Annotated in this window: 23 protein-coding genes; 16 read left to right on the top strand and 7 right to left on the bottom strand. The window is 67.0% G+C overall.

Annotated features, from left to right (window positions below):
* Positions 1-208: 208 nt before the first annotated feature.
* Positions 209-796: a TetR/AcrR family transcriptional regulator gene (locus KXR53_RS34575; RefSeq protein ID WP_437380169.1), complete on the bottom strand. Its 588-nt coding sequence runs from the start codon at positions 794-796 to the stop codon at positions 209-211.
* 310 nt (positions 797-1,106) lie between these two features.
* Between KXR53_RS34575 and KXR53_RS34570 the strand changes: the two genes are divergently transcribed.
* From KXR53_RS34570 to KXR53_RS34545, 6 genes are all read left to right on the top strand, one after another.
* A complete protein-coding gene (locus KXR53_RS34570; RefSeq protein WP_437380168.1) occupies positions 1,107-1,595 on the top strand; it encodes a RidA family protein in 489 nt (162 codons plus the stop codon).
* Positions 1,596-2,198: 603 nt separating this feature from the next.
* Positions 2,199-2,909, top strand: a complete 711-nt coding sequence (locus KXR53_RS34565) for a DUF4410 domain-containing protein (protein ID WP_437380167.1) — start codon at positions 2,199-2,201, stop codon at positions 2,907-2,909.
* 117 nt (positions 2,910-3,026) lie between these two features.
* Positions 3,027-3,710 (top strand): DUF502 domain-containing protein, encoded by a 684-nt coding sequence (locus tag KXR53_RS34560; RefSeq protein ID WP_437380166.1) that lies wholly within the window; start codon positions 3,027-3,029, stop codon positions 3,708-3,710.
* Positions 3,711-3,866: 156 nt separating this feature from the next.
* Complete coding sequence (locus tag KXR53_RS34555; RefSeq protein WP_437380165.1) at positions 3,867-4,511, top strand: MarC family protein; 645 nt, start codon at positions 3,867-3,869, stop codon at positions 4,509-4,511.
* A gap of 102 nt (positions 4,512-4,613) precedes the next feature.
* Positions 4,614-5,735 (top strand): HlyD family secretion protein, encoded by a 1,122-nt coding sequence (locus tag KXR53_RS34550; RefSeq protein WP_437380164.1) that lies wholly within the window; start codon positions 4,614-4,616, stop codon positions 5,733-5,735.
* The gene (locus KXR53_RS34545) at positions 5,725-6,774 is read left to right on the top strand and encodes a DUF2955 domain-containing protein (RefSeq protein WP_437380163.1); all 1,050 of its coding nucleotides are present in this window, start codon (positions 5,725-5,727) and stop codon (positions 6,772-6,774) included. Before KXR53_RS34550 ends, KXR53_RS34545 begins: the two co-directional genes overlap by 11 nt.
* 147 nt (positions 6,775-6,921) lie before the next feature.
* On the opposite strand, the gene KXR53_RS34540 is transcribed toward KXR53_RS34545, so the two are convergent.
* The 4 genes from KXR53_RS34540 to KXR53_RS34525 are packed head-to-tail and all read right to left on the bottom strand — an operon-like array spanning position 6,922 to position 12,125.
* Positions 6,922-8,079 carry a mandelate racemase/muconate lactonizing enzyme family protein gene (locus KXR53_RS34540; protein WP_437380162.1) on the bottom strand — a complete coding sequence of 386 codons (1,158 nt, stop codon included), beginning with the start codon at positions 8,077-8,079 and terminating at the stop codon, positions 6,922-6,924.
* Positions 8,080-8,116: 37 nt separating this feature from the next.
* On the bottom strand, positions 8,117-9,202 hold the full coding sequence (locus KXR53_RS34535) for an ABC transporter ATP-binding protein (protein WP_437380161.1): 1,086 nt from the start codon (positions 9,200-9,202) through the stop codon (positions 8,117-8,119).
* A gap of 29 nt (positions 9,203-9,231) precedes the next feature.
* Entirely contained in the window at positions 9,232-10,971 is a 1,740-nt protein-coding gene (locus tag KXR53_RS34530) for an ABC transporter permease (RefSeq protein WP_437380160.1), read from the bottom strand.
* 8 nt (positions 10,972-10,979) lie between these two features.
* Positions 10,980-12,125 (bottom strand): ABC transporter substrate-binding protein, encoded by a 1,146-nt coding sequence (locus KXR53_RS34525; RefSeq protein WP_437380159.1) that lies wholly within the window; start codon positions 12,123-12,125, stop codon positions 10,980-10,982.
* Positions 12,126-12,274: 149 nt separating this feature from the next.
* On the opposite strand from KXR53_RS34525, the gene KXR53_RS34520 reads away from it, so the two are divergent.
* The 10 genes from KXR53_RS34520 to KXR53_RS34475 all read left to right on the top strand — a co-directional run bounded on the left by KXR53_RS34520 (position 12,275) and on the right by KXR53_RS34475 (position 22,699).
* Complete coding sequence (locus tag KXR53_RS34520) at positions 12,275-12,976, top strand: GntR family transcriptional regulator (RefSeq protein WP_437380158.1); 702 nt, start codon at positions 12,275-12,277, stop codon at positions 12,974-12,976.
* 468 nt (positions 12,977-13,444) lie between these two features.
* On the top strand, positions 13,445-15,058 hold the full coding sequence (locus tag KXR53_RS34515; RefSeq protein ID WP_437380157.1) for an ABC transporter substrate-binding protein: 1,614 nt from the start codon (positions 13,445-13,447) through the stop codon (positions 15,056-15,058).
* A 40-nt stretch (positions 15,059-15,098) separates the two neighbouring features.
* Positions 15,099-16,142 carry an ABC transporter permease gene (locus tag KXR53_RS34510; RefSeq protein ID WP_437380156.1) on the top strand — a complete coding sequence of 348 codons (1,044 nt, stop codon included), beginning with the start codon at positions 15,099-15,101 and terminating at the stop codon, positions 16,140-16,142.
* Positions 16,142-17,068 (top strand): ABC transporter permease, encoded by a 927-nt coding sequence (locus KXR53_RS34505; protein WP_437380155.1) that lies wholly within the window; start codon positions 16,142-16,144, stop codon positions 17,066-17,068. The genes KXR53_RS34510 and KXR53_RS34505 overlap by 1 nt, the downstream gene beginning before the upstream one ends.
* A gap of 1 nt (position 17,069) precedes the next feature.
* Positions 17,070-17,915, top strand: a complete 846-nt coding sequence (locus KXR53_RS34500; RefSeq protein WP_437380154.1) for an ABC transporter ATP-binding protein — start codon at positions 17,070-17,072, stop codon at positions 17,913-17,915.
* Positions 17,916-17,925: 10 nt separating this feature from the next.
* On the top strand, positions 17,926-18,780 hold the full coding sequence (locus tag KXR53_RS34495) for an ABC transporter ATP-binding protein (RefSeq protein ID WP_437380153.1): 855 nt from the start codon (positions 17,926-17,928) through the stop codon (positions 18,778-18,780).
* On the top strand, positions 18,777-19,925 hold the full coding sequence (locus tag KXR53_RS34490) for a mandelate racemase family protein (protein WP_437380152.1): 1,149 nt from the start codon (positions 18,777-18,779) through the stop codon (positions 19,923-19,925). Before KXR53_RS34495 ends, KXR53_RS34490 begins: the two co-directional genes overlap by 4 nt.
* 7 nt (positions 19,926-19,932) lie before the next feature.
* Positions 19,933-20,949 carry an aldo/keto reductase gene (locus KXR53_RS34485; RefSeq protein WP_437380151.1) on the top strand — a complete coding sequence of 339 codons (1,017 nt, stop codon included), beginning with the start codon at positions 19,933-19,935 and terminating at the stop codon, positions 20,947-20,949.
* Positions 20,950-20,966: 17 nt separating this feature from the next.
* Complete coding sequence (locus KXR53_RS34480; protein WP_437380150.1) at positions 20,967-21,617, top strand: 4-carboxy-4-hydroxy-2-oxoadipate aldolase/oxaloacetate decarboxylase; 651 nt, start codon at positions 20,967-20,969, stop codon at positions 21,615-21,617.
* Between the two features lie 2 nt (positions 21,618-21,619).
* Positions 21,620-22,699 carry an Ldh family oxidoreductase gene (locus tag KXR53_RS34475; protein WP_437380149.1) on the top strand — a complete coding sequence of 360 codons (1,080 nt, stop codon included), beginning with the start codon at positions 21,620-21,622 and terminating at the stop codon, positions 22,697-22,699.
* A 60-nt stretch (positions 22,700-22,759) separates the two neighbouring features.
* Here the strand turns inward: KXR53_RS34475 and KXR53_RS34470 are convergent, their stop codons facing one another.
* The gene (locus tag KXR53_RS34470) at positions 22,760-23,461 is read right to left on the bottom strand and encodes a FadR/GntR family transcriptional regulator (RefSeq protein ID WP_437380148.1); all 702 of its coding nucleotides are present in this window, start codon (positions 23,459-23,461) and stop codon (positions 22,760-22,762) included.
* 170 nt (positions 23,462-23,631) lie between these two features.
* Positions 23,632-24,234, bottom strand: a 603-nt coding sequence (locus tag KXR53_RS34465) for an SDR family NAD(P)-dependent oxidoreductase (protein ID WP_437380147.1), incomplete at its 5' end; no start/stop codon positions are given.

The raw sequence follows: 24,234 nt of genomic DNA, 5'->3' as shown, positions 1-24,234 counted from the left end.
TATAATATGAAGCGTGTGATCTCCATCCTCGGGGTTGGCGGCCTACTCCAGGCGATCCGGGCCTGACGCCTGGCCTCACATTCCGTCACAACGACTGCACCGCAACCCATCCAGCGCTCATCGCACACGCGTTTCCACACGGCCTCGGTGGAAAGCTGCCGTTAAAACAGCAGTTCCTTCGGATAGGGCAGCGCCAGCGCAGGCACGTTCATTGTCTCGGGGCGAGGCCATCAAGCAGGAAGTCGAGGCCTTTCCGGAAGGCGCCACCCCAATCATTATCCAACAGCAGACGAGAGCGTTCGATTGTCGGATAGCGTTCGCTGAGACGTGTCAGGCGCTGCTGCGCGGCGGCCCTGTCGTCGTCCGAGAGGTCGAAGCTCGCCCGGGTGATGGTGGCGCCCATCACATAGTTCCAGAGCGACCATATCGCGACGTTCAAATCTGCGTCCGCTACACCGGCTCTGGACAAGGTCTTGCTCAGCAGTTCCAGGCGACTGAGGATGTTCGGGCCGAGCGCCCGGCGGGGCAACAGCGATGCCGACCAAGGATGGCGCAGCATGCTGGCGCGCCAGTCTTCGAGCATATGAACGACTTCTCCGCGCCAGTCTTGAGACTCAACGATTTGCGGCGGTCCGCGATACTCGAGCACCGAGTCGAGCGCCAGATCAAAGACATCCTCTTTGTTGTCGACGTACCAATATAGGCTCATCACGCCCGACCCAAGGCGATCGGCCAGCCGACGCATCGTCAGTCCGCCGACTCCTTGGGCGTCCAGCAGTTCTACCGCGGTCGCCACGATACGCTCCAGAGAGAGAGGCGGTTCACTGGGCGCCTCCTGCACGGGCTGGAGCCCCACACCAGTTCGTTGAGACCGTTTGCTCCGGGCACCGCTACGTTTGGCTGCCATCCCGTCTTCCTCGCCAGGCACAACGTCGCTTTTGACCGGCAACGCGACGAATGTCGAACCTGACCGATTGACTCGTATGATGTACGATGCGATTGAATCGTATGGCGTACGAGTCAGTCGCATGGGCGATAGGGTTAAAGTTCAACCATGCCGGCCGCGAGGGTTTATTGCTCGCAGTCCGCAGAGCCAAGAGAAAATCATGTCACGCGCAATCAAGCATCTGCTTATCGGAGGGCTAATTATCATGACCATGGGAGTTCCCACTGCGACGACAGCGAATGAGAATGATCTCAAGCTGACCATCGTCAATCCAAAAAGCCTCTACGACCCGTCACCGAATGGCTACAGCACGGCCGTGATCACGCCCCGCGAAGCCCGGGTTGCCTACATCTCCGGACAGGGCGGCCAAGACAGCACGGGAGCCTTGTCGCCCGACTTCGCTGTCCAGGTTAAGCAGGCCTACGCAAATTTGCGCACCGCCCTCGAAGCGCTCGGCGCCAGGCCGGATCAGGTCGCCAAGCTCACGGTCTTCGTGGTCGATCACGATATGTCCAAGCTTGGGGTGTTGACCCAGAACGTCAAGGAAATGTTCGGCGAGGCACTGCCGGCGCAGACTCTGGTTCCCGTTCCCAAGCTTGCCATCGACGCCATGCTCTTCGAGGTGGAGGCCGTCGTCATTCTGGAGTAGTGGCGCCCGGATAAATTCGGCAAGGGTTGGTTCGAAGCGCCGCCAGCGGCGGCGCATAAGACGTAACCGCCGGCCCGCCAGACCCGGCGCGCTAGCCAGATGTCCGCTTGGAGCCGCGTGCGGTCATGGCGCTTCTCACATCGAGGAATCGGCAGCGGGTCGGAGCCGGCTTGGCCAGGAGACACGGCATCGTCACCCCTCCCCCTGACCGCAAGGGTGAGAAGCGGACCTTTTGAGCGCGATCGACGGATGGCAAGGAGCGGAAAGCAGTCGATCACACTGGTCGGCCGCCGCGACCGGAAGCCAACCAACTCCGGACCTTGCGAAATTTCCCCAGAGCGGCCGTAATTGTGATCGGCCGCAGGTATGACCGGCCGGAGCCGACCCGAAGCGTCCGCGCGCGGCGATGCTTCCGAATGGCGCGTGGATGTCAGCGGGCCAGCGGAACGCAGGGAGGCAGGGATGAACCCTCAGGACATTTCCGTCCAAGCCGTTGACATGGCTTGCGCCTGAAGGTCGTGCCGGCCCGCTATGACATCGTGAGTGGAAAAGTCTCGCTGCTCGCCTGAAAGAGCAGCGGCATCGCGGATTGGGAGGACCGACATGAAACGGCTAGACTTGGTTGCGTGCGCCACTGCCATCCTGCTGCTCGCCGCTGGTTGTGCGTCCAGCGGTGTCGTGCAGCGCCAAAGCACCGTCGCCGGCGAAGCGTTGACCCGCCCCGAGCGCGTCGTGGTGTATGATTTCGCCGGGACTCCCGGCGATCTGCCGCCGGACTCGGTGATCGCCCGCTACACCCAGCAGCGAACCGTTCCGCAGACGCCGCAGCAGGTGGCGCTGGGCCGACGGCTCGGCCGGCTGGTGGCGGAGAATCTTGTGAGAGAGCTCAACGGGGCGGGAATCCCGGCGCAATCCGCGGCCTCGGCACCGGCGCCACGCATCGGCGACGGCGTCATCCGCGGCGAATTCATCGCCGCCAGCGAAGGGAGCCGCCTGACGCGGGTGCTCATCGGATTTGGTGCCGGTGCCGCCGAGTTGAAGACGTTGGCCGAAGCCTACCAGGTGACGCCCACCGGCTTGCGTCCTCTCGGATCGGCGCAGATCGACGCAGCGGGTGCCAAGCTGCCTGGCATGCTGGTGCCCGTCGGGATCGGGGCCTCCGTGGGCAGCGTCGCGGCCAGTGCGGCGGTGAGCGGCGCCAGCAATGTCGTGCAGGAGGTCGGCCCGGAGACGATCGAGGCCGCCGCACGCCGCACCGCCCGAGAGATCGCCGGGCTGATCGTCGACGCCTATAGGCAGCGGGGCTGGTTGTAACGTCGCCTCGCCGCCGCTTGCGCTCAGAGGGCCGCGAGCGGGCGCTGCCTGTGAGGAGGAACCGGGCTTCCGGACCGGCAATCCAGCACTCTCGCTGACTCGGTGAGGGAGATACCAGTGCGCACGATCGCAAAACACATCGTGAACTCGATCGCAGCCGGGCTGCTTGCCGTCCTGCCTCTCGTCATCACCGTCATGATCATCACGTGGGTCGCAAACCTCGTGCACAGGCTGACCGGCCCGGGCAGCGTGGTCGGCAGCATCCTGTCGGCGGTCGGACTGATCGTCGTCTCCGACGAATTCTCCGCCTACCTCGTCGGGACGCTGCTCGTGCTGCTCGTGCTCTACTTCCTGGGCCGGTTGGTCGCATCACAAATGTCCGGGCAAGTCGGGTCGCTGCTCGACCGGGCGATGGTGCGCGTCCCCCTCATCGGGGGCATATACGGATTGACCAACCGCTTCGTGAGCATGCTGGACCGCCGCGAGAACACCGATCTCAAGTCCATGAGCCCGGTCTGGTGCTTTTTCGGCGGCGATTCCAGCGCTGCGGTGCTGGCTTTGATGCCGACGACAGAGCCGATCGAGATCGAGGGGCGCCCCTACCGGGTCATCCTGGTCCCAACTGCGCCAATTCCCTTCGGCGGTGGCTTGGTCTTCGTCCCCGCCGAATGGGTACGGCCGGCTGCGTTCGGGGTCGAGGGCTTCACCAGCATCTACATCACCATGGGCGTTACCGCCCCGCAGTTCGCACCGCCGCAGTCCGCGCCGTCGCAGGCTGCCCTCATCCACCGCGATGCATAGCGGCCGATGCCAAGTATCCTGCTTTCGCCTTCCATCGGCTGCGCGCTTGACCGGCGTGGGGCGACAGGTAGAGTTGTCGGATATCGTGAGAAACTCTGCTGCTTTGGTCATGGGCGCGCGGATTTTGGCGCTAGACCGGCGAGAAAAGATATCGCAATGGATTTTTCGGTCATCGATGTCGAGCTCGTACTGACGCTGCTGGTGCTCTTGCTCATCGGCATGGGCCCCAAGATCGCTTTGGTGCCGTTCCTCGAGAAGACCAGGCACTTCGATGCGGAGACGCAGCGGGCGGTAGGCCGGCGGATGGTCGTGACGGCGGTCGTCACGGCAATCATCCTGTTCGCCACCGGCGCGCTCCTCATGCGCCTCCTCCACATCAGCGGCGGCGCCGTCGCGGTCGGTGGTGCGATCATCCTTGCGATCCTCGCCATCAACATGGTGTCCGGGCCGGGCAAGAAGATCGAGGAGGAGGCCGGGGCTCAACAGGATCCGAAACACATCGCGGTCTACCCGCTCGCAACACCGTATCTGCTGAACCCGGTGGGCATCACGATCCTCATCGTCGCGTCCGGCGAGGTCGTCTCGATCGCGAGCGCCGGACTCGTCTTGGGGCTCGTCTTGCTGGTCGGGGCGTTCGACTACCTGGTTTTCGCCAACATCGACAAGATATCAAAGCGTCTGAACCCCACCGGTCTGGTTATCTCTGAGGTCGTGTTTGGCATTCTGTTGACCGCGGTGGCCGTCCAACTGATGGTCTTCGGGCTCGGTTCACTCGGGATCATCGCGGCGACCACGCATTAGTTTCCAGTTCCCGTCCTCGTTCCGCTGTGCCGATCGAAGGCGAGTTGAGCGTCTCCAACTTCCACGCCGCCCAGCGATGGACGGTGTGCCAGGGACAACGCCATGGCAGACAAGCAAGCGGCATCGGAGCCCTCGACGACCGCGCCGCCGCCGGCCAAGGCTCCACCGCCGACCAACCCGGTGCGCCGCCTGACGCTGATCGTGATCGCGATCTGCGCCGTGCTCTTCTTCTACGGCATCGCCGCCGATCGCTATACGCCCTACACGGCGCAGGGATTGGTGCAGGCGTTTCTGGTCAGGATCGCCCCTGAAGTTGGCGGCAAGGTGATCGAGGTCGGTGTCGTCACCGATCAGCGGGTGGAGCCGGGCACGGTCCTGTTTCGCATTGATCCAGACCAGTATGCGCTCGCCGTCCGCCGCGCTGAGGCGCAGCTCGAAGCTGTCGGGCAGTCGATCGGGGCATCGACCGCCACGGTGGCGACGGCGCAGGCGAAGCTCGCTGAGGCGATCGCCAAGCGGGAGAACGCGCGCGAGCAAACGGCGCGCAGCTTCGAACTCATCAAGAAGGGCGTCTACCCCGAGGCACGCCGGGCGGAGGCACAGGCGACCTTGGATTCAGCAGAAGCCATCGTGGCGCAGGCCGAAGCCGAGCTCGAGAAGGCCCGTCAGGCCCTTGGCCCCACAGGCATAGCCAATCCTCAAATCCGCGATGCCATGGCGGCCTTGGAGCAAGCGAACCTCGATCTCCAACGCACCGCAGTTTTGGCTCCGTCCGAGGGCGGTGTGACCAATCTTTCGCTCGGGATCGGACAGCTGTTGGCGAAGGGCGAGGCCGCGATGACCTACGTCGACCTCAGGGAGGTCTGGATCGAGGCCGCGTTCCGGGAAGTCAGCCTGGAAAGCATCGCCGTCGGCGATCCGGTCGAGATCGTGCTCGACATCCTTCCGGGACGAGTGGTCAAGGGGCGCGTGGCGGCGCTCGGCTATGCGGTCGGGAACCGCGGAGTCGACCTGCGCACCGGCTTGCCGAACCCGCGTACCCAGAGTGGTTGGATTCGACCCCCGCAGCCGATGCCGGTGCGCATCGAGTTTGACAGGGAGACGCGGCCGCTGCGGTTCGGCTCGCAGGCCAGCGTGATGATCTATCCGAGCGACAACGCCATCATGAACGCCCTCGGCTACATCAGGATGCGGCTCGTCGCGCTGTTGGCCTATGTCCAGTGATACCGCTGCCGCGCCTCACGGCGACGTCGACCGTGCCGTAGAGGGCGCCCGACGCGCCGCCCTTCGGCTCTCGTTCGGGGTGACGGCCTGCTTCGCGGCAGTCGAGGCGCTTGACTCGGATGCGAGCTTCCTGGCGCCGCTCCTTGCCGCGAACATGCTTGTCAAGCAGCCGCGCCCGCCGAGCCTCGGTCAAGGGCTCGCCGTCATCGTGTTGATCGCGCTGTCGACCGGCGTGGTGCTGGCGCTTACGGCCATGGTGATCAGCAAGCCGGCAGCGCTGATTCTCGCGCTCACGCTCCTCATCTATCTTTCATTCTATGCCCACTGGCGCGGTGCACCGGATCTGGCGACGCTCCTTCTCCAGCTTTCGGCCGTCACGCTTCCGACCATCGCCGTTCTGTCGCCCGCTGGGGCGGGGACGTTCGCAGCGACGCTCATATCGGCCGGCGTCGTCGCGCTCATCGCAGTATGGGCGGCGCACGCGGCGTTCCCGGCTCCCGCGGCCGGCGCCGATGCAACGGCAGCCGCCGGCGCGAGACGTGCGGCCGAGCCGACGATGGCCGCGCGCCATGCCCTTCTCGACACCGTCGTCCTGCTTCCGGCCCTGGCCTGGTTCGTTCTTGACGCCACGCAGGTCGCGATCGTTGTGCTGATCGTCATCGTGACGCTGCTCCGTCTGCACGATCGACAGCAAGGGCAGCGGGCTGCGCTCGGCCTGATCCTCGGCAACCTGACCGGCGGAATCGCGGCCGTCGTCGTCTACAATCTCGTGATCCTGAACGGCACATTTCTGTTTTTCATCGCGGCCTGTCTTGCCGCGAGCCTCATCTTCGCTGCCCGCATCGCGACGGCTGGCGATCGCGCACCCGTCTACGCCATCGCCCTTGCGACCTTTATCCTCCTCTTGGGCCTCGGCATGACGCCGCTGCCGGGCGGTAGCGGGGAGGCCTTCATCAATCGCTTGCTCAATGTTCTTCTTGCCTCGGCCTACGCCATCGGTGGCCTGGCGCTCGTGGAGCGCTGGCGCGTGTCGACTTGAGCGCTGTGCGATAATCGAGAGGCCCAACGGCACGACCAACGGCGTGATACCCTGAAGGGACTGCGGTCGTTCCGCAGCCTCGCCAGCGGGGAGGCAGCTTCGGAGCGGCTCCGGGGCTGTCCCGACGGATCAACGCCATCGACGTGTCTACTGATCGACGACCGAGCCGTCCTTGTGCAGGCGGGTGTGGATCTTGCGGGCCCGGTACGGGAACTTCTCGGCCGCGTCTGGCCGAAGCGAGATGCCGATTCCCGGCTCGTCGCTGATCGTCAGAAACCCTTCGCCGTCATGCCGCGCAGCGCCGACCAGGAAGCTGTCCGAGTCCGGCCGCTTGTCGGTGACGTCCCAGGTGTCGTTCGGAAACTCCTGAAGCACGAAATTCGGGGCGGTCGCCGCGATCTGCAGGCACGCCGCCGTCGAGACGGCGCTGAGCGGATTGTGCGGCACGATCCCCGCATGCGACGCCTCGGCGAGCGCCGCGATCTTGCGCCCCCCCGAGATGCCGCCGACGATGCAGACATCCGGCCGGACCAGCTGAACCGCGTCGCGGGCCAGGAGCATCTGGAATTCCCACAGCGAGGTCATGCGCTCGCCGGTGGCGATCGGGATCGAGATCTTGTCCGCGACATAAGCCATCTCGTCGAGATTATCCGGCAGGATCGGATCCTCGATGAACAGCGGGTGGAAAGGCTCGATGGCCCGGCCGAGCTGGACGGCCTCGTATGGGCTCATCCGCCGGTGGATCTCGATGCAGAGATCCATCTCCCGCCCGGCGATCCGCCGGTATTCCCGCACGGTATCGGCTGCGTCGGCGATCTTCTCGGCATGCGTCTGGAAGTAGGGAACATCCCGGCGGCTGTCCAGGAACGGCGTCAAATGGCCGACGGCGGTGAACCCCATCTTCCTGGCGGCTTCGACGCCGGCGAACAGCTCCTCCTTGGTCTCGCCGAACACGTGGTAGTAGGCGCGCGCCCTGTCCCTTACCTTGCCGCCAAGGAGGGCGTAAACCGGCGCCTCGAAATGCTTGCCGGCAATGTCCCAGAGGGCGATGTCGATGGCGCTGATCGCCGCCATGACCGCCGAGCCGCGGAAATGCGCCCAGCGGTACATGTATTGCCAGTGATGCTCGATCCGCAGCGGATCCTGCCCGAGCAGGTAGTCCCTGAAGCGGAGGACGGCGCCGGCCGTCGCCTCGTGGAATCCCCAGGCCCCACCCTCGCCGAGCCCCACGAGACCGTTGTCCGTCCGGACCTCGACGAACAGGTACCGGTCCACCAGGATGGTCTCGACGCTGTCGATGCGCATGTGTCTGTCCTTCAGGAGGGGTTGAACGAGGAGCCGCCTAGCCGTTCGGAATCAGGATGGCGGCGTCCGGCTCGATCCGGACGCGGATGGTCTCGCCGGCGGCGGGCGCGGTCCGGGCCGGCAGCTCGGCGCGGAGGGTCATCCCTCCGATACGCAGGACACAGGTGACGACCGGCCCGAGGAAGCTGACGGACGACACCTCGGCGTCGAAGCCGTTGCTTCCATCATCCGCGTCCCGCACCCGGAGGATGCTCTCGGCCCGGATGCAGGCCAGGATGGAGCCCGATGGCTTGACGGCCTCCGGCCGCGAGAAGCGCCCTTCGATCGTCGGGCCGCCGACGAGGGACACGAGCGCCCGCCCGTCGCCTGCCGAGCGAATGATATCGCCCTCCAGGATATTGGCGTTGCCGATGAACTCGGCGGCGAAGCGGCTGGCGGGCCGGTCGTAGAGATCGCGTGGGCTGCCGGACTGGATCATCTCGCCATCCTTCATCAGGATGATCCGGTCGCTCATCAGCATCGCCTCCGACTGGTCGTGCGTCACATAGAGCGAGGTCTGCCCGAGGCGCCGCTGCAACTCGACGAGCTCGAAGCGCATGCGGTCCCGCAGGCCGGCATCGAGGTTGCTCAGCGGTTCGTCGAACAGCAGCAGGCGCGGCGAGGTGGCGATGGCGCGCGCCAAGGCCACCCGCTGCTGCTGACCGCCGCTGAGCTCGGTCCCGTAGCGCGCGTCGAAGCCTTCGAGGCCGACGATCCTCAGGGTCTCGCCGACCTTGGCCGCGATGGTCGCGGCGGGCTCGCGCCGCGTCCGCAGGCCATAGGCGACGTTCTCGAAGACCGTCATATGCGGCCAGATCGCATAGGATTGGAACACCATATTGATGCCGCGCCGCTCGGGCGGTACGTCCCGGCCATCCGCCGCCACGACCTCGCCGCCGATCCGGATCGTTCCCGCCGCGGAGCTCTCGAGCCCGGCGATGCAGCGCAAGGTCGTCGTCTTGCCGCATCCGCTCGGCCCCAGGAGCGAGACGAACTCGCCGTCCTCCACGCTGAAGGTGACGTTGCGGACCGCCGTGATGCTGCCATAGGCGACGACGAGGCCTTCGACGCTGAGCTTGGCCATGACGCTCCCTCGAGAGTTGCGGTCGCCGGTCAGACGGCCTGGGACAGCCTCACCCGCAGGACGTATCGCCCGACGACGATCCCGGCGATCAGGATGGCCGTCTGCAGCAGGCCGACGATGGCCGCGTTCTGCACGTTGCCGAATTCGAGATAGTCCCAGGACATCACCGACAGGACCTTGTTGCTCGGCGACGCCAGGAGGATCGCCGCGCTGATCTCGCGGACCGAGAAGATGAAGACGAGAATCCAGGCCGCGAGGATGCCGGGCCGGATCAGCTTCAGCGTCACCTGCCTGGCCGTCCGCCAATGCGATGCGCCGCAGATGGCCGATGCCTCCTCGAGCGCCTTGTCGATCTGGATGATCGAGGTGTCGACCATGCGGTAGGCGAAGGGGATGTAGGACGCGACGAAGGCGATCACCAGGATCCAGATCGTCCCGTAGGCCGGCGTCATCAGATAGGTCCAGAAGATGCCGGTGCCGAAGACGATGCCGGGTATCGCGATCGGGAACATGGCGATGGCGTCGAGGACGCCGCCGCCGCGCACATCGAGGCGCCGCACCGCGTAAGCGATGACGGTCCCGAGCAGCACGCAGAGCGTCGGTGAGAGGATCCCGACCAGGAGCGTGTTGCCGATCGATTGCCGCACCGCCACCGAGCCGAGCACCGACCAGACATTCGCCAGCGTGAAGGTCGCGTCGAGAATGGAGGACGAGGTGAAGCTGGTGAACGCAACGTAGAGAAGCGCGAGATACGGCAGGACGATCGCCAGCGTGACATAGACGAGGATCGCGAGGACCGACGGCAGCCGCCATCCGCGCAGCCTGACGAGACGGGTGCGGGTGCCGCGGGCGGTCACCGTGACGAAGCGCGTCGCGACCCTCGAGGCGAAGCGGTAGAAGAAGACCCCGATCAGCGAGATCCAGAACAGCAGGGTGCCGATCGCGGCCGCCCGGGCGTAGTCCAGCGGGAAGGTCGCGACCGCCCGGTAGATGTCGACCGCCAGGAAGGGCAGCGCCTGCGTGCCGCCGAGGGCGGCCGGGATCGAGAAGGTGCCGCAGGTGAGCACGAAGACGAAGAAGAAGGCCGACACGATCGACGGGCGGATGACCGGGAAGGTCACCTTCAGGGCCGTCGCCAGCGTGCCTGCTCCGTTCAGGTAGGACGCTTCCTCCATCGACGGGTCCATGCCTTTCAGGGCCGCCGAGACGGTCATATAGGCGTAGGGCACGTTGTAGAGGGCCATGACCAGGATCACCCCGCCCGCCGTCATCACGTTGATCACCGGGCCGGTGACGCCGAACAGGTCGCGGGCGAGGACGTTCAGGAGGCCCGCATTGGGTGAGGCCAGCACCAGCCACGCCAGCGCCCCGACGAAGGGCGACAGGTAGAGCGGCGCGATGACCGCGTTCTCCATCATTCCCCTGGCGGGCAGGTCGGTCCGGGCGAGCAGCCAGGCCAGGGCAATGCCGATGACGCAGGCGATCAGGGACACCAGCAGCGACGCCCCGACCGTGACCGCGAGGATCTTGAGATAGGGCAGCGTCGTATAGACCGCGGCGAGGCTGCGCAGCGAGAACTGGGCCCGCGGATCCACGAAGGTTCCGGTCCGCACCGCGCCGACGAACATCAGCACGATCGGGACCAGCACCAGCACGGCGAGGAGCAGGCCGAGGACCAGCGGCAGCGCCAGCCCGCGCCGGCGACGGCGCAGCGAGGCGTAGCCGGCTGTGTGATCCTCCACCTTCAGCGCGGGCGCGGAGATGGCCATCGCGCGCCTCAGCGGCCGAAGATCTGGTTCCACTCGGCGATGATCGGCTTCGCCGGATCGACGTAGCCAGGATCCTTCAGGTAATCGATATAGAGATCCTCGGGGTCGGCGTACCAGTCCTCCTTGTACCAGTCGGCCTTCGCCGCCTTGCGGGGGTCGACCGTGTCGTCCCGGCCCGAGGCGACGCCGGCGACCTTGAACCAGGCCGCCTGGCCTTCGGCGCTGGCCGCCCAGTGCTGGAACAGCCGCGCCGCGTTCGGATGCGGCGCCTGCGCCGAGATCGCCTGGACGGTCAGGTTGGCCGGGGTCGGCTTGGGGAACACCCAGCGGACCGGCGCGCCCTTGAGGTAGAAGCCGCCCATGTCGCTCTGCGAGGCCTGGTCGACGATCGCATGCTCGCCGGCGGCGAGGCGGTCGTACATCGGCGACTTGCTCTCATAGACCTGCGGCTTCAGCGCCGCCATCTTCGCCACGAAGTCCGGCCCGAACTGGTCGCGCTTCCCGCCCAGGAACATGTAGACATAGGAGTAGCTGCTGCCGCCGGATGCGGGGGTGCCGGTCGCGAAGCGGCCCGCCCAGCGGGGGTCGGTCAGGACGTTCCAGCCACCCTCTCGGATCAGCTTGTCCTCCTCCGGCGTGACCTTGGTGGCGTTCCAGGCGATCCCCATGGCGTTCACGAAGATCGTGTACCAGACGCCGTCCTTCTTCATCTCCGGGCGGATGCCTGCCGCCGAGGCCGGGGCGTAGTCGGCGACCAGCCCCTCGTCATGGGCGGACTCGATCAGGACGGTGTCGGTGATCTGGACGACATCGGCGATGTGCTGCCCGACGCGCTCCTCCGTCAGCCAGCGCTCGAACAGAGGATAGCTGGGGCCGCGGACATTCTGCGTCGTGATCCCGTATTCGTCGGTGAACACCTTCGTCCAGACGGCAGTCGGGTCGATCGCGGTCGTGTGATAATAGGTCAGGGTGCCTTCGGCTTTGGCCGCGGCGACCAGCCCGGCATCCGGCTCCGCCGACGCGCCCTGGGTAAAGCCTGTCCTGCTCAGGGCGGACAGGCCGATCGCCCCCAACCCGGCCAGCGCGCCGCCCTGCAGAACCCGGCGGCGCGACCAGACGCCATGCGCCCCCAGGCGCAAGCGGTCGTCGGACATGACGCTCCTCCCAGATTTCTTGGTCGAGGGCGCCTCCCGAGGCACCCTCTGGTTTGGCTGCCCGTATATTTGCGCAAATATATTTGCGCGCGTCAACGTGGTACGGCGATAATCTGGGCCGGCGGAAGGAAGGCACAGGAGAGAAGACCGTGGATCCGTGGGTCAGCCCCGCTCCCGAAGCACCGCTGAACGAGCCGACCTATCTCAGGGTGAAGCGCGCCATCATCGGAGATCTGGTGTCGGGGCAGTTCGTGCCGGGAACGCACCTGACGATCGAGGCGCTGACGTCGCGCTATGCCGTCAGCCACATGCCGATCCGCGAGGCGCTGCGCCAGCTGGAGGGCGAAGGGATCCTGATCTCGCTCGCCCATCGGGGCTTCCGGATCGAATCCATCACCGAAGACTACATCCGGAACATCTACGACATCCGGGTCGGGATCGAGTCGATGCTCGCCCATCGGGCGGTGGAACGGGCCACGGATGCCGACATCGCCACGCTCCGCCGGCTGCATGAGGATCTCAGCACCCTGATCCGCTCCGGAAAGCCGATGGTGGCGTCACGCGAGAACATCATCTTCCACAAGCGGATCTACGAGATCGCGAGGAATCCCGAAGCCGAGCAGATTCTGGAAGGGCGCACCCGGGTCGTGCGCACGGTGGCGGACAGCCTGGGCGGGTACACCCCGGATGTGTACGACGCGGTCATCGCCGAGCACGAGAAGATGATCCTGGCCTTCGAGGCCCGTGATCCCGCGGCAGCGGGCCAGGCCGTCTTCGACCACGTCACCGCGGCCAGGGACCGGCTGCTCGCCCGCATGGCGGAGAGGGAGGTGTTCTCCCCGAAATCATGAGACCCCGATCGCAGCCGGGCGATCTTGCCGCCGGTGCGTCGAACCATGGGCGTCAAGGCCGGCAGCGATGAGGCCGCGGCGTTGCGCTTCGCACAAAGTAATATGATAACTTTGCGCGTGCGACCAGCGACTGCGCGTCGAAGGCCAGGCATGCCTCGGGGATCTGGCCGGACCAGGCTTCCCTCATGCGCCGCGGCATTCACGCCTGCCGGTCGATCGGAAATGCGTGCTTCCACAGCGAGTTACGCGACCGCATGGCCGTGACCGAGCCATGATCGACGGTCGGTACGACCTCCCGAGCAGCGGCGACGTGGCTGTCTGGAGCTGTGCCGCATCGGAACCAGCCTGACCGTGCAGAAGAGGCGTGACAAGGGACGGCACAAGTTATATGACATCATTTAAGTTTCTGCCGAACAAGAATGAATGCGCCGCGGGAGAACCGGACGGGCGCGCCGAGGGAGGAACAGGATGACCGCAATCTTCCGCGGCCTCCGGGCCGGAGTGCTTGCGCTCGCCATGATCGCCTGGCCGGCCGGCCAGAGCCACGCCGCCACGCCGGACGATCAGATCGTCGTCGGGCTCAGCATGACGAACATCCTGGCGCTCGACCCGCCTTTCCAGACGGGTCGCGAGTCGCTCGAGGTGCTGGCCAATGTCTATGATTCGCTGATCGACACCGATCCGCGCGAGCGCGGCAAGCTGCTGCCGAGCCTCGCGGAAAGCTGGACGGTGAGCGAGGACGGGCAGACCATCACCTTCAAGCTGCGCAAGGGGGTGACGTTCCATTCCGGCAACCCGCTGACGGCCAAGGATTTCGTCTGGTCCGTGACGCGGGCGCTCAAGACCCAGTCCACGCAGGGCTCGAACTGGAAGATCTCCGGCTTCACGGCCGACAACGTCGCCGAGACCATCACGGCTCCGGACGACGAGACGGTCGTGCTCAAGATCCCGCAGAGGACCGATCCGACGCTCGTCCTTTACACCGTCGCGCACAACACCGCCGGCATGGTGCTCGACAGCAAGCTGGTCATGGAGAACGAGAAGGACGGCGATCTCGGCCAGGCATGGCTCGCCACGCACGACGCCGGCTCCGGCCCCTACACCCTGCGCAACTGGCAGCCGAACAGCATCATCATGCTCGAGCGCTTCGACGGCTACTGGAGGGAGCCAGCGAAGATGCGGCGCGTGATCTACCGCCATATGCCGGAGCCGCAGACGCAGCGCCTGGCCATCGAGCGCGGCGACATCGACATCGCCATGAACCTGTCGGTGGCCGACATGGAGGCGCTGAAGAACAACAAGGATGTGATCATCAATTCGGCACCGGGCGGCAACATGTACTATCTCGCCGTCAACATGAAAGACGAGAAGTTCGCGAAGAAGAACGTCCGCCTCGCGCTGCGATACCTGATCGACTACGACGGCATCAACAAGACGATCATGCCGTTCTGCGGCTTCTATCACCAGCGCCCGATCCAGATCGGGCTGCCGGGTTCACTCCCCGACCCGGGCTACAAGCTCGACGTGGACCAGGCCAAGAAGCTTCTGGCCGAGGCGGGCTACCCGGACGGCTTCTCGACCACGCTGCGCGTGCTGTCGGACCCGCCTTTCATCGACGCGGCCACATCCATCCAGGGCACGCTCGCACAGGCCGGAATCAAGGCGGAGATCATCTCCGGCAACGGTGACGCCGTCTACGGGGCGATGCGCGAGCGCAAATTCGACCTGATCGTCGGCCGCGGCGGCGGAGGCACCGACCCGCATCCGCATTCGAACCTGCGCAACCAGCTCTACAACCCCGACAACCGCGACGAGGCGAAGCTGACCTCGTTCCAAGGCTGGCGCACCGCCTTCTACGACGAGAAGCTGAACCAGCTCATCGACGCCGCGCTCCTCGAGACGGACCAGGAAAAGCAGAAGAAGATGTACGAGGAGATCCAGCTCTATGCCGAAGACATCGTGCCGTCCATTCAGCCGTTTTCTCAGGCTCTGGACTCCGTTGTCACGCGCGCGGACGTGAAGGGCTACGTCTACCACTATGCCTGGACCACACGGTACCGCGAGGTGACGAAGGAGCGGTAACCGAGGGCCGAACGGTCCCGTCATTCCGGGAGCGGAGAGCGTGCTGTCACAGCTGTCAGGATGGTTCGGACGCGGCAGGGCGTCGCGCACATGGCTCGACCAGGCCCTCGCGGTCGTGGTCACCCTGCTCGGGCTCCTGATCCTCACCTTCCTCATCGGCCGCGTCATGCCGGTCGACCCGGTGGCGAGGCTGGTCGGCGCCGATGCCGATCAGGCCGCGTATCAGGCCATGTACGAGAAGCTGGGCCTCGACCAGCCGCTGCACGTGCAGCTCTGGTACTACCTGCGGCAGATCTTCAGCGGCGATTTCGGGGTGGCGCTGCTGACCGGCCACCGCGTGATCGATGACGTCATCCGCGTCTTTCCCGCGACCGTGGAGCTTGCGACGGTCAGCATCCTGCTCGGCGCCGGCATCGGTGTTCCGCTCGGCGTGCTCGCCGCCAGCCGCCGCGGGCGCCTGACCGACCACATCGTCCGCGTCGTCACGCTGCTCGGCCACTCCGTGCCGATCTTCTGGCTCGGCATGATGGGGCTTCTGCTCTTCTATGCGCAGCTTGGCTGGGTCGGCGGCGGCGGCCGCGTCGATGTCTTCTATGAAGGCATCGTGCCCGTCAGGACGGGGCTGCTCCTCGTCGATTCCCTGATCGACGGAGACATGGAGGTGTTCTGGAGCGCGGTGCGCCACATCGCCCTGCCGGCGTCCGTGCTCGCCTACTCCTCGATGGCCTATCTCGGCCGCATGACGCGCAGCTTCATGCTGGAGCAGCTGTCGCAGGAATACATCATCGCCGTGCGCGTCAAGGGCCTGCCCCGCCGCGACGTGATCTGGCGCCATGCGTTCCGCAACATCCGGGTCCAGCTCATCACCGTCGTGGCGCTCACCTACGGCAACCTGCTGGAAGGCGCCGTGCTGGTGGAGACGGTCTTCGCCTGGCCGGGCTTCGGCCAATACCTCACCAACAATCTCCTGCTCGGCGACATGAACGCCGTGATGGTCTGCGTGCTGATCGTCGGGCTGATCTTCATCAGCCTCAACGTCCTGAGCGACCTGCTGTACCGCGTCTTCGATCCGAGGACCCGCTGATGGCCGACCTGCCCGCCGATGCCGGAACGCCCGCGAGAGGCCTGAAGGCCTACATGTCGCGCGAGCCCCGCTCGCCCGGCGAGGCGATGCTGCACGAATTCTATGCCGCCGCTCTCCGCTTCTTCGCCAATCCCCTCGCCGCCATCGGCTTCGCCATCATCGTCCTGCTCTGCCTCGTGGCGGCCTTCGCCCCATGGCTCGCCACCCACGACCCGCTGGCGCAGAACCTGCCCAACGCGCTGCGCCCGCCCTCGGCCGCCCATTGGTTCGGGACGGACGAGATCGGCCGCGACATCTTCAGCCGCATCGTCTACGGCTCGCGCGTCACGCTCTACATCGTGGCCCTCGTCTTCATCACCGTCGGGCCGATCGGCCTCGCGGTGGGCGCGACCGCCGGCTATCTCGGCGGCGTCGCCGACATGGTGCTGATGCGCCTCACCGACCTCTTCCTGTCCTTCCCGGGCCTGGTGCTGACACTGGCCTTCGCCGCGGCGCTGGGGCCCGGCCTCGATCATGCGGTGCTCGCCATCACCCTCACCGCCTGGCCGCCGATCGCGCGCCTCGCCCGGGCCGAGGCCCTGACCATCGCCGGCAGCGACTTCATCGCCGCCGCCAGGCTGCAGGGCGCGTCGGCCCTGCGCATTATCACGCGCCACGTCATGCCGCTGTGCCTGCCGTCCCTGATCGTCCGGGTCACGCTCAACATGGCGGGCGTCATCCTGACCGCGGCGGGCCTCGGCTTCCTCGGCCTCGGCGCCCAGCCGCCGACGCCCGAATGGGGCGCCATGACCTCCACAGGCCGCCGCTTCATGCTCGACCACTGGTGGGTGGTCACCATGCCCGGCATGGCGATCCTGATCGTCAGCCTCGCCTTCAACCTCTTCGGCGACGGGCTGCGCGATGTCCTCGACCCAAGGCAGGATTGAGATGGCCGCGCCCGAACCCCTGCTGACGGTCGAGGACCTCCGGGTGCGCTTCTCCACCCCGCGCGGCCTGGTCGAGGCCGTGCGCGGCGTCTCCTTCACCGTCGGGCGCGAGAAGCTCGGCATCGTGGGGGAATCCGGCTCCGGCAAGTCGACCATCGGTCGGTCCATCCTGCGGCTCCATCCGGGGTCCGCGCAGATGACCGCCAGGAGGTTCGAGTTCCGCGGCATCGACCTCCTGACGGCGAGCGAACGGGAGATGCTCGGCGTCCGCGGCCGGCGCATCTCGATGATCCTGCAGGACCCGAAATTCGCGCTCGACCCGGTCATGACCGTGGGCGAGCAGATCGCCGAGGCCTATCGCCGGCACCGCAAGGCCTCGCGTGCCGAGGCGCGCGAGCAGGCGCTCGCCATGCTGGAGGCGGTGCGCATCCGCAACCCCGGGCATGTCTATGGCCAGTATCCGCACCAGGTCTCGGGCGGCATGGGCCAGCGCGTGATGATCGCCATGATGCTCATCCCCGAGCCCGACCTCATCATCGCCGACGAGCCCACCTCCGCCCTCGACGTCACGGTGAGGCTGCAGGTCCTCGCCATCCTCGACGACCTCGTCAGCGAGCGCGGCATCGGCCTGATCTTCATCAGCCACGATCTCAACCTGGTCCGCTCCTTCTGCGACCGGGTGCTGATCATGTATGCGGGCCGCGTCGTCGAATCGATCGCCGCGGCCGATCTCGAGAATGTGCAGCATCCCTACAGCCGCGGGCTGCTCGACGCCCTGCCCCGCATCGACCGGCGCCGCGACCGGCTGCCCGTGATGATGCGCGATCCCTCCTGGGCTTTGGGGTGAGGACACAGGCATGGCGATCCTGACCGTCGACGACCTCAGCCTCGCCTTCGGCAGCGGCCCCGGAGCCTTGCGGGTGCTCGACAGCATCAGTTTCGTCGTGGAGCAGGGTGAGGTGTTCGGGCTGGTCGGCGAGAGCGGATCGGGCAAGTCGACCATCCTGCGCTGCATCGCCGGTCTCCACCGGCACTGGACCGGGACCGTCCGGCTCGACGACGACGCGGCGGCGGACCGCAAGGCCCGCTCGCGCCTCGTCCAGATGGTCTTCCAGGATCCTTACAGCTCACTCCATCCGCGCCGCACGATCAACGCCACGCTGGCCGAGCCGCTCGTCATCCACGGGATCGGCGACGTGCGCGACCGCATCGACCAGGCGCTGCGCGAGGTGGGGCTGGCGCCGCAGCTGCGCTACCGCTATCCGCATCAACTCTCGGGCGGCCAGCGCCAGCGCGTCGCGATCGCACGGGCGCTGATCCTGGAGCCCCGCCTCCTGCTCCTCGACGAGCCGACCTCGGCGCTCGACGTCTCGGTGCAGGCGGAAATCCTGAACCTGTTCGCCGATGTCAGGGCGCAGAAGCAGCTCACCTACATCCTGGTTAGCCACGACCTCGGCGTCGTCGCCCATATGTGCGGCCGCTTCGCGGTCATGCAGCACGGCCGCATCCTGGAGACGCTGACCAGCGCCGATCTCGCCGAGGGCCGGGCGCAGCATCCCTACACGCAGATCCTGATCGAGGCCAGCCGGCGCTACGACCGGTCGCTCGCGCGCCGGCTGGCGCGGTCCGACGGCGCCGGTCTTCAGCCCGAACAGCCGCCCGACACGACCCTGGACCTCGCCACAATCCGCCCCGATGGAGGACGCCCGTGAAGATCGTCGACGTGACCGTGCGCGTATTCGTCCACAAGACCCAGATCGCGCGCGACAAGGCCGGCCACGCCCATCCCGGCAAGGAGACCGAGACGCGGAGCGGTCTGCTGACCGTCGACTGCGACGACGGCACCGAGGGCTACTGCATCTACAATCCTGAGGTCATCCGGTCCTATGTGGTGGAGAAGCTCTACAAGCCGGTCCTCCTCGGCCAGCATCCCTTCGAGCGCGAGCGGCTGTGGCAGGAGCTGCTGTTGCGGCAACGTGGCAGCGCCGAGCAGCTCACCGACCGGGCGCTGTGCGCGGTCGAGCTGGCCTTGTGGGACCTGGCCGGGCGCAAGCTCGGCCTGCCGGTGCACCGGCTGATCGGCAGCTATCGCGACAAGGCGCCCGCCTATGGCAGCACCATGGTCGGCGACGACATCCCGGGCGGGCTCTCCTCCCCCGACGACTACGCCCGCTTCGCCGAGGCGCTGGTCCGGCGGGGCTACAAGGGCATCAAGCTGCACACCTGGATGCCCGACGGCGCAGCGGCGCCCGACCCCAGGAAGGATGTCGCCGCCTGCGCCGCCGTGCGCGAGGCGGTCGGGCCCGGCATCGCGCTGATGCTCGACGCCTATCACTGGTACAGCCGGTCCGACGCGCTGTATCTCGGCCGCGAGCTGCAGAAGCTGGATTTCGCCTGGTACGAGGAGCCGATGGACGAGGCGAGCATGAGCTCCTACGCCTGGCTCGCCGGCAATCTCGACATTCCGATCCTCGGCCCGGAAGTGGCCATGGGCAAGCATATGGTCCGCGCCGAATGGGCCAAGGCCGGCGCTTGCGACATCATGCGCACCGGCGTGTTCGATGTCGGCGGGATCATGCCGAGCCTCAAGGTCGCCCACCTCGCCGAGGCCTTCAACATGGATTGCGAGATCCACGGCAGCGGCGTCGGCAACCTGACCGTCATCGGCTGCATCAAGAACTGCGTCTGGTACGAGCGCGGCCTGCTGCACCCCTTCCTCGACTACGACAGGGTGCCGGAATATCTCAACGCGCCAGTGGACCCGATGGACGAGGACGGCTTCGTGCCCCTCTCGCAGCAGCCGGGCCTCGGGGCCGACATCAACCTCGCCTACATCAACGACAACCTGGTGCGCTGAAACCGCCATGGCGACCATCCCGACGAAACGGCTGGGCAACAGCGGGCTGGTGGTGTCGCGGCTCGCCCTGGGCACGATGACCTTCGGCGCGGCGACGGACGAGGCCGAAGCCAACCGCATCGTCGCATCCGCACTCGACCACGGCATCAACCATATCGACACCGCCGACACCTATGCGGGCGGCCGGTCGGAGGAGATCGTCGGCCGCGCCATCGCCGCCGACCGCCATCACTGGGTGCTGGCGACCAAGCTGGCGAACCCGAACGGGCCCGGCCCCAACCAGCGCGGCCTGTCGCGCAAATGGATCATCGAGGAGGTGCAGCGGAGCCTGAGGCGGCTCGGCACCGACTTCATCGACATCCTCTACCTGCACAAGGAAGACCCCGGGACGCCGCTGGAGGAGACGGTGCGCGCCGTCGCCGACCTGCAGCGCAGCGGCGCCATCCGCTATTTCGGCGTCTCGAACTTCAAGGCCTGGCGCATCGCCCGCATCGCGGCGATCTGCGACGAGGCCGGCATCGACCGGCCGGTCGTCGACCAGCCGCTCTATCACGCGCTCAACCGCACGGTGGAGGTCGAGGTGCTGCCGGCTTGCCGGGCGCTTGGCATCGGCGTGTTCTGCTACAGCCCGACCGCGCGCGGGGTGCTCACAGCCAAATACGCGATCGGCGAGCCGCCGCCGCCGGACAGCCGCGCCGCCCAGCAGAACAAGCGGATGATGGAAACCGAATATGCGCCCGCGGCACTCGCCGCCGCGGCCGAGATCGGGGAGCACGCCCGTCGGCGCGGCTGCGACCCCGCCGCCTTCGCCGTGGCCTGGGTGCTGGCCAATGGGGCGGTGACGGGCGCCATCGCCGGCCCGAGGACGATGGCGCAGTGGGAAAGCTACCTCGCCGCCGTCGACATCGGATGGACCGCCGAGGACGAGGCCGTCATCGACCGGCTGGTGCCGCCCGGCACGACGGCGATCCCGAACTTCATCGATCCGATCTACCCGGTGGAAGGGCGCTTTATCGCATCGTGACCGCAGTGGGGGCGCGTATGACCAAGACATTCGAGCGGGCATCGACAGAGGAGATCGCCGCGCTCGCGGCCTTTTCGCCGCCCACGCTGCACGAGGCGATGGGCCAGCGCGGCGCCATGCCCGCCTGCATCAAGCCCATCTACCCGGGCATGAAGGTCGCCGGCTCGGCGCTCACGGTGCGCTGCAAGCCTGGCGACAACCTCGCCATCCACGTGGCCGCCGCCTCGGCGCAGCCCGGCGACGTGCTGGTCGTCGACAATGACGGCTTCGTGGAGTCCGGCCCCTTCGGCGACGTGCTCGCCACCGCCTGCCGGGCGAGAGGGGCCGTGGGGCTGGTCATTGACGGCTGCGTGCGCGACGGGCCCTGCCTCAGGGAGATGGGCTTTCCCGTCTTCTCCCGCGGCCTCGCCATGAAAGGGGCCGCCAAATCCAATCCGGGCGAGGTCGGCGTTCCGATCGTCTGTGCCGGGGTCGCCGTCTCCCCAGGCGACGTGATCATCGGCGACGACGACGGCGTCGTGGTGATCCCGCGCGCCATGATCGCGCTGGCCCTCAAGGCCGCACGCGAGCGCGAGGACAAGGAGGACGCAATCAAGGAGAAGCTGAAGGCCGGCGCCACCACGCTCGACCTGCTCGGACTGCGGCCGCTCCTCCAGCGCGCGGGCTAGCCGTGGCCGAAATTGTCACGGTGCCTGCCGCCGCCGTGCGGGCGCAGATCGAGGCGGTGCTGCGGGCCTGGGGCATGCCGGAGGACAAGATCGCCGTCACGGCCGATGTCATGGTGGAGACCGACCTCCGTGGCATCGACTCGCATGGCATCTCCATGCTGATCGCGTATCGGCAGTTGCAGGAGGCGGGGCAGCTCCGGCTCGCCGCCGAGCCGCGCATCCTGCGCGAAACGCCGGTCACGGCGCTGATCGATGGCGGCGCGGGCCTCGGCCACCCGGTCGCGACCATGGCCATGCGGCTTGCGATCACCAAGGCCAAGGCGGCCGGCATCGCCGCCGTCGCCGTCTTCAACTCGCATCATTTCGGCGCGGCCGGCATCTACAGCGGCATGGCGGCCGAGGAGCGGCTGATCGGCATGGCCGTGTCGACCAGCAAGATGATCCTCGTGGTGCCGACGCGCGGCGCGGAACGCGTCCTCGGCACCAATGTGATCTCGCTCGCCGCCCCCTCTCGGGCCCATCTGCCCGTCATCCTCGACATGGCGACCAGCACCGTCGCCGCCAACAAGGTCAAGATCTACGCGCTGGCGGGAAAGGACATCCCCGAGGGCTGGGTCGTCGACGCCGAGGGCGGGCCGGTGACGGACTCGACTGCAGCCTACCGGAGCCTGCTCGAAGGCGGGCCCGGCGGCCTCACTCCGCTCGGCGGGCACAAGGGCTATGGCCTCGGCCTGTTCGCGCAGATTCTGGCAGGCGCGCTGCCCGGCGGCTCCTTCTCGCCGACCCGCGTCAGGACGCAGAAGCCCGGCGACCCGGACAATATCGGCCATTTCTTCCTGGCGATCGACCCGGAGGCGTTCAGACCGCTCCCCGACTTCGAGCGCGACGTCGACGAGGTGATCGGCACGCTGAAGGCCACCCGGCCGGCCGATGCAGCGGAACCGGTGCTGGTCTCTGGCGACCCGGAATGGACCGAGCGAGAGCGTCGGCTTTCGGAGGGAATCCCGATGTCGGCGGAGCTCGTCGCGAAGATCCGGGAGATCGCGGCTTCCGCCGGGACGCCCTATCTGCTGGGCACCTGATCGCCTCCGCGCGAACCATCGAGGGTTATCATACAACTCAACCGGCGGCGGGCCCGGCCCCTACTCGCCGGTCATCGCCTTGTAGCGCGCCCGGCTGCCGGCCAGATGCCGGCGCATCTCGGCGCTCGCGAGTGCGCTGTCGCGCTGTCGTATCGCCTCGAGGATCGCCCGATGCTCCGCCTCGATCCGCTCGTGGTAATCCGGGAGACCATAGGCCGACGCGGCCGGCGGATCGAGGTGGCGGCGCGGGAAGGCGAACTCGCCGAGATGATCGATGAAGTCCGCGAAATACTTGTTCTGCGTCGCCGCGGCGATCGCCCGGTGGAAGGCGAGGTCGGCGGTCACCATGCGCCGCCAGTCCTTGGCGGCCTCCCCGCCCTCTTCCAGCGCGGCGGACATGGCGCGGATGTCCTCGTCACGGTGGCGCGCGGCGGCCAGCGCCGCCGCCTCGACCTCGACGGCCAGGCGCAGCTCGAGAACGGACAGGATGTCATCGAGCGTGGCCCGCAGAGCGGCCGGGCCGATCCGCGGCGGCTGCGCCTGTGCCGCCACGAAAGCGCCGGAGCCGCGGCGCGTCTCCACCAGCCCCGACGCGCGCAGGGCCGCGACCGCCTCGCGGACCACCGTGCGGCTCACGCCTGTGGTCCGGGACAGCTCGCTTTCCGTGGGCAGCCGGTCGCCGACCTTGAACCGTCCGCTCAAGATCTCGCGCTCGAGGGCCGCGCTCAGCGACGACACGAGATTGGTGTTCGGGACCACCATATCGAGCGTCAAGGATGCGGGGGGAGATCGTCTGGCCACCGTCGCCGCTTTTCAAGTTGTCATGCAACTCCTGGAATATGGGTTGCGGCCCACTGTTGCAAGAGCGACGAGAAAGAGCGGTGCGCAAGGCCCGCCGAACATCAGATCAAGCCATCGCCTCTCGGGCAGAGCTAGGATCGCGTCCATCGACGCGAGACGGCGATGCCGATCGGAATGGCGATCAATCCCAATCCGGCAGCGAGCAAAGCCCCCCAGGGTGTCCTGGTCGGGGCCGCTTGCCAGCCGCCGCTCACGGCGCGCCCGTCATGCATCGGTTCGAACAGGTTGCCTGGGGAAGGCTCGGCCGGACGATCCTGAAGATGACGTCTGTCCACCAGCCACGCCAGCATCCGTTCGGTGAGCCCCGGCGCGACCGTCTTTTCGAACGCGATCAGACGGCCGGAATTGCCGACGAAGACCTCCCGTTGCGGATGTCTGGCCAGGCCAGCGATGGCGGCGGCCACTCGGGCGGCGCTGTAGACCGGGGGGATCGGCCGGATCGCGCGGCCGGTATAGTTGGCCGCATGCTGGAAGATCGGCGTGTCGATCGAGGCGGGAAGCACGGTGCAGACGTGGATGCCGGGAGCGTCGAACAGCTCCTGCCGCAAGCATTCGCCAAGCCCTCGAATGGCGAACTTGCTCAGCACATAGGCGCTGGTATAGGACTGTCCCGCATAGGCGACCATCGACGCGTTGTTGATGAGGACGCCGTGGCCCTGTTCGCGGAAATGGGG

The sequence above is a fragment of the Inquilinus limosus genome, assembly GCF_051487185.1.
Classification (GTDB): Bacteria; Pseudomonadota; Alphaproteobacteria; order DSM-16000; family Inquilinaceae; genus Inquilinus; species Inquilinus limosus_F.
This window is presented reverse-complemented; position numbering and strand designations above follow the sequence as displayed.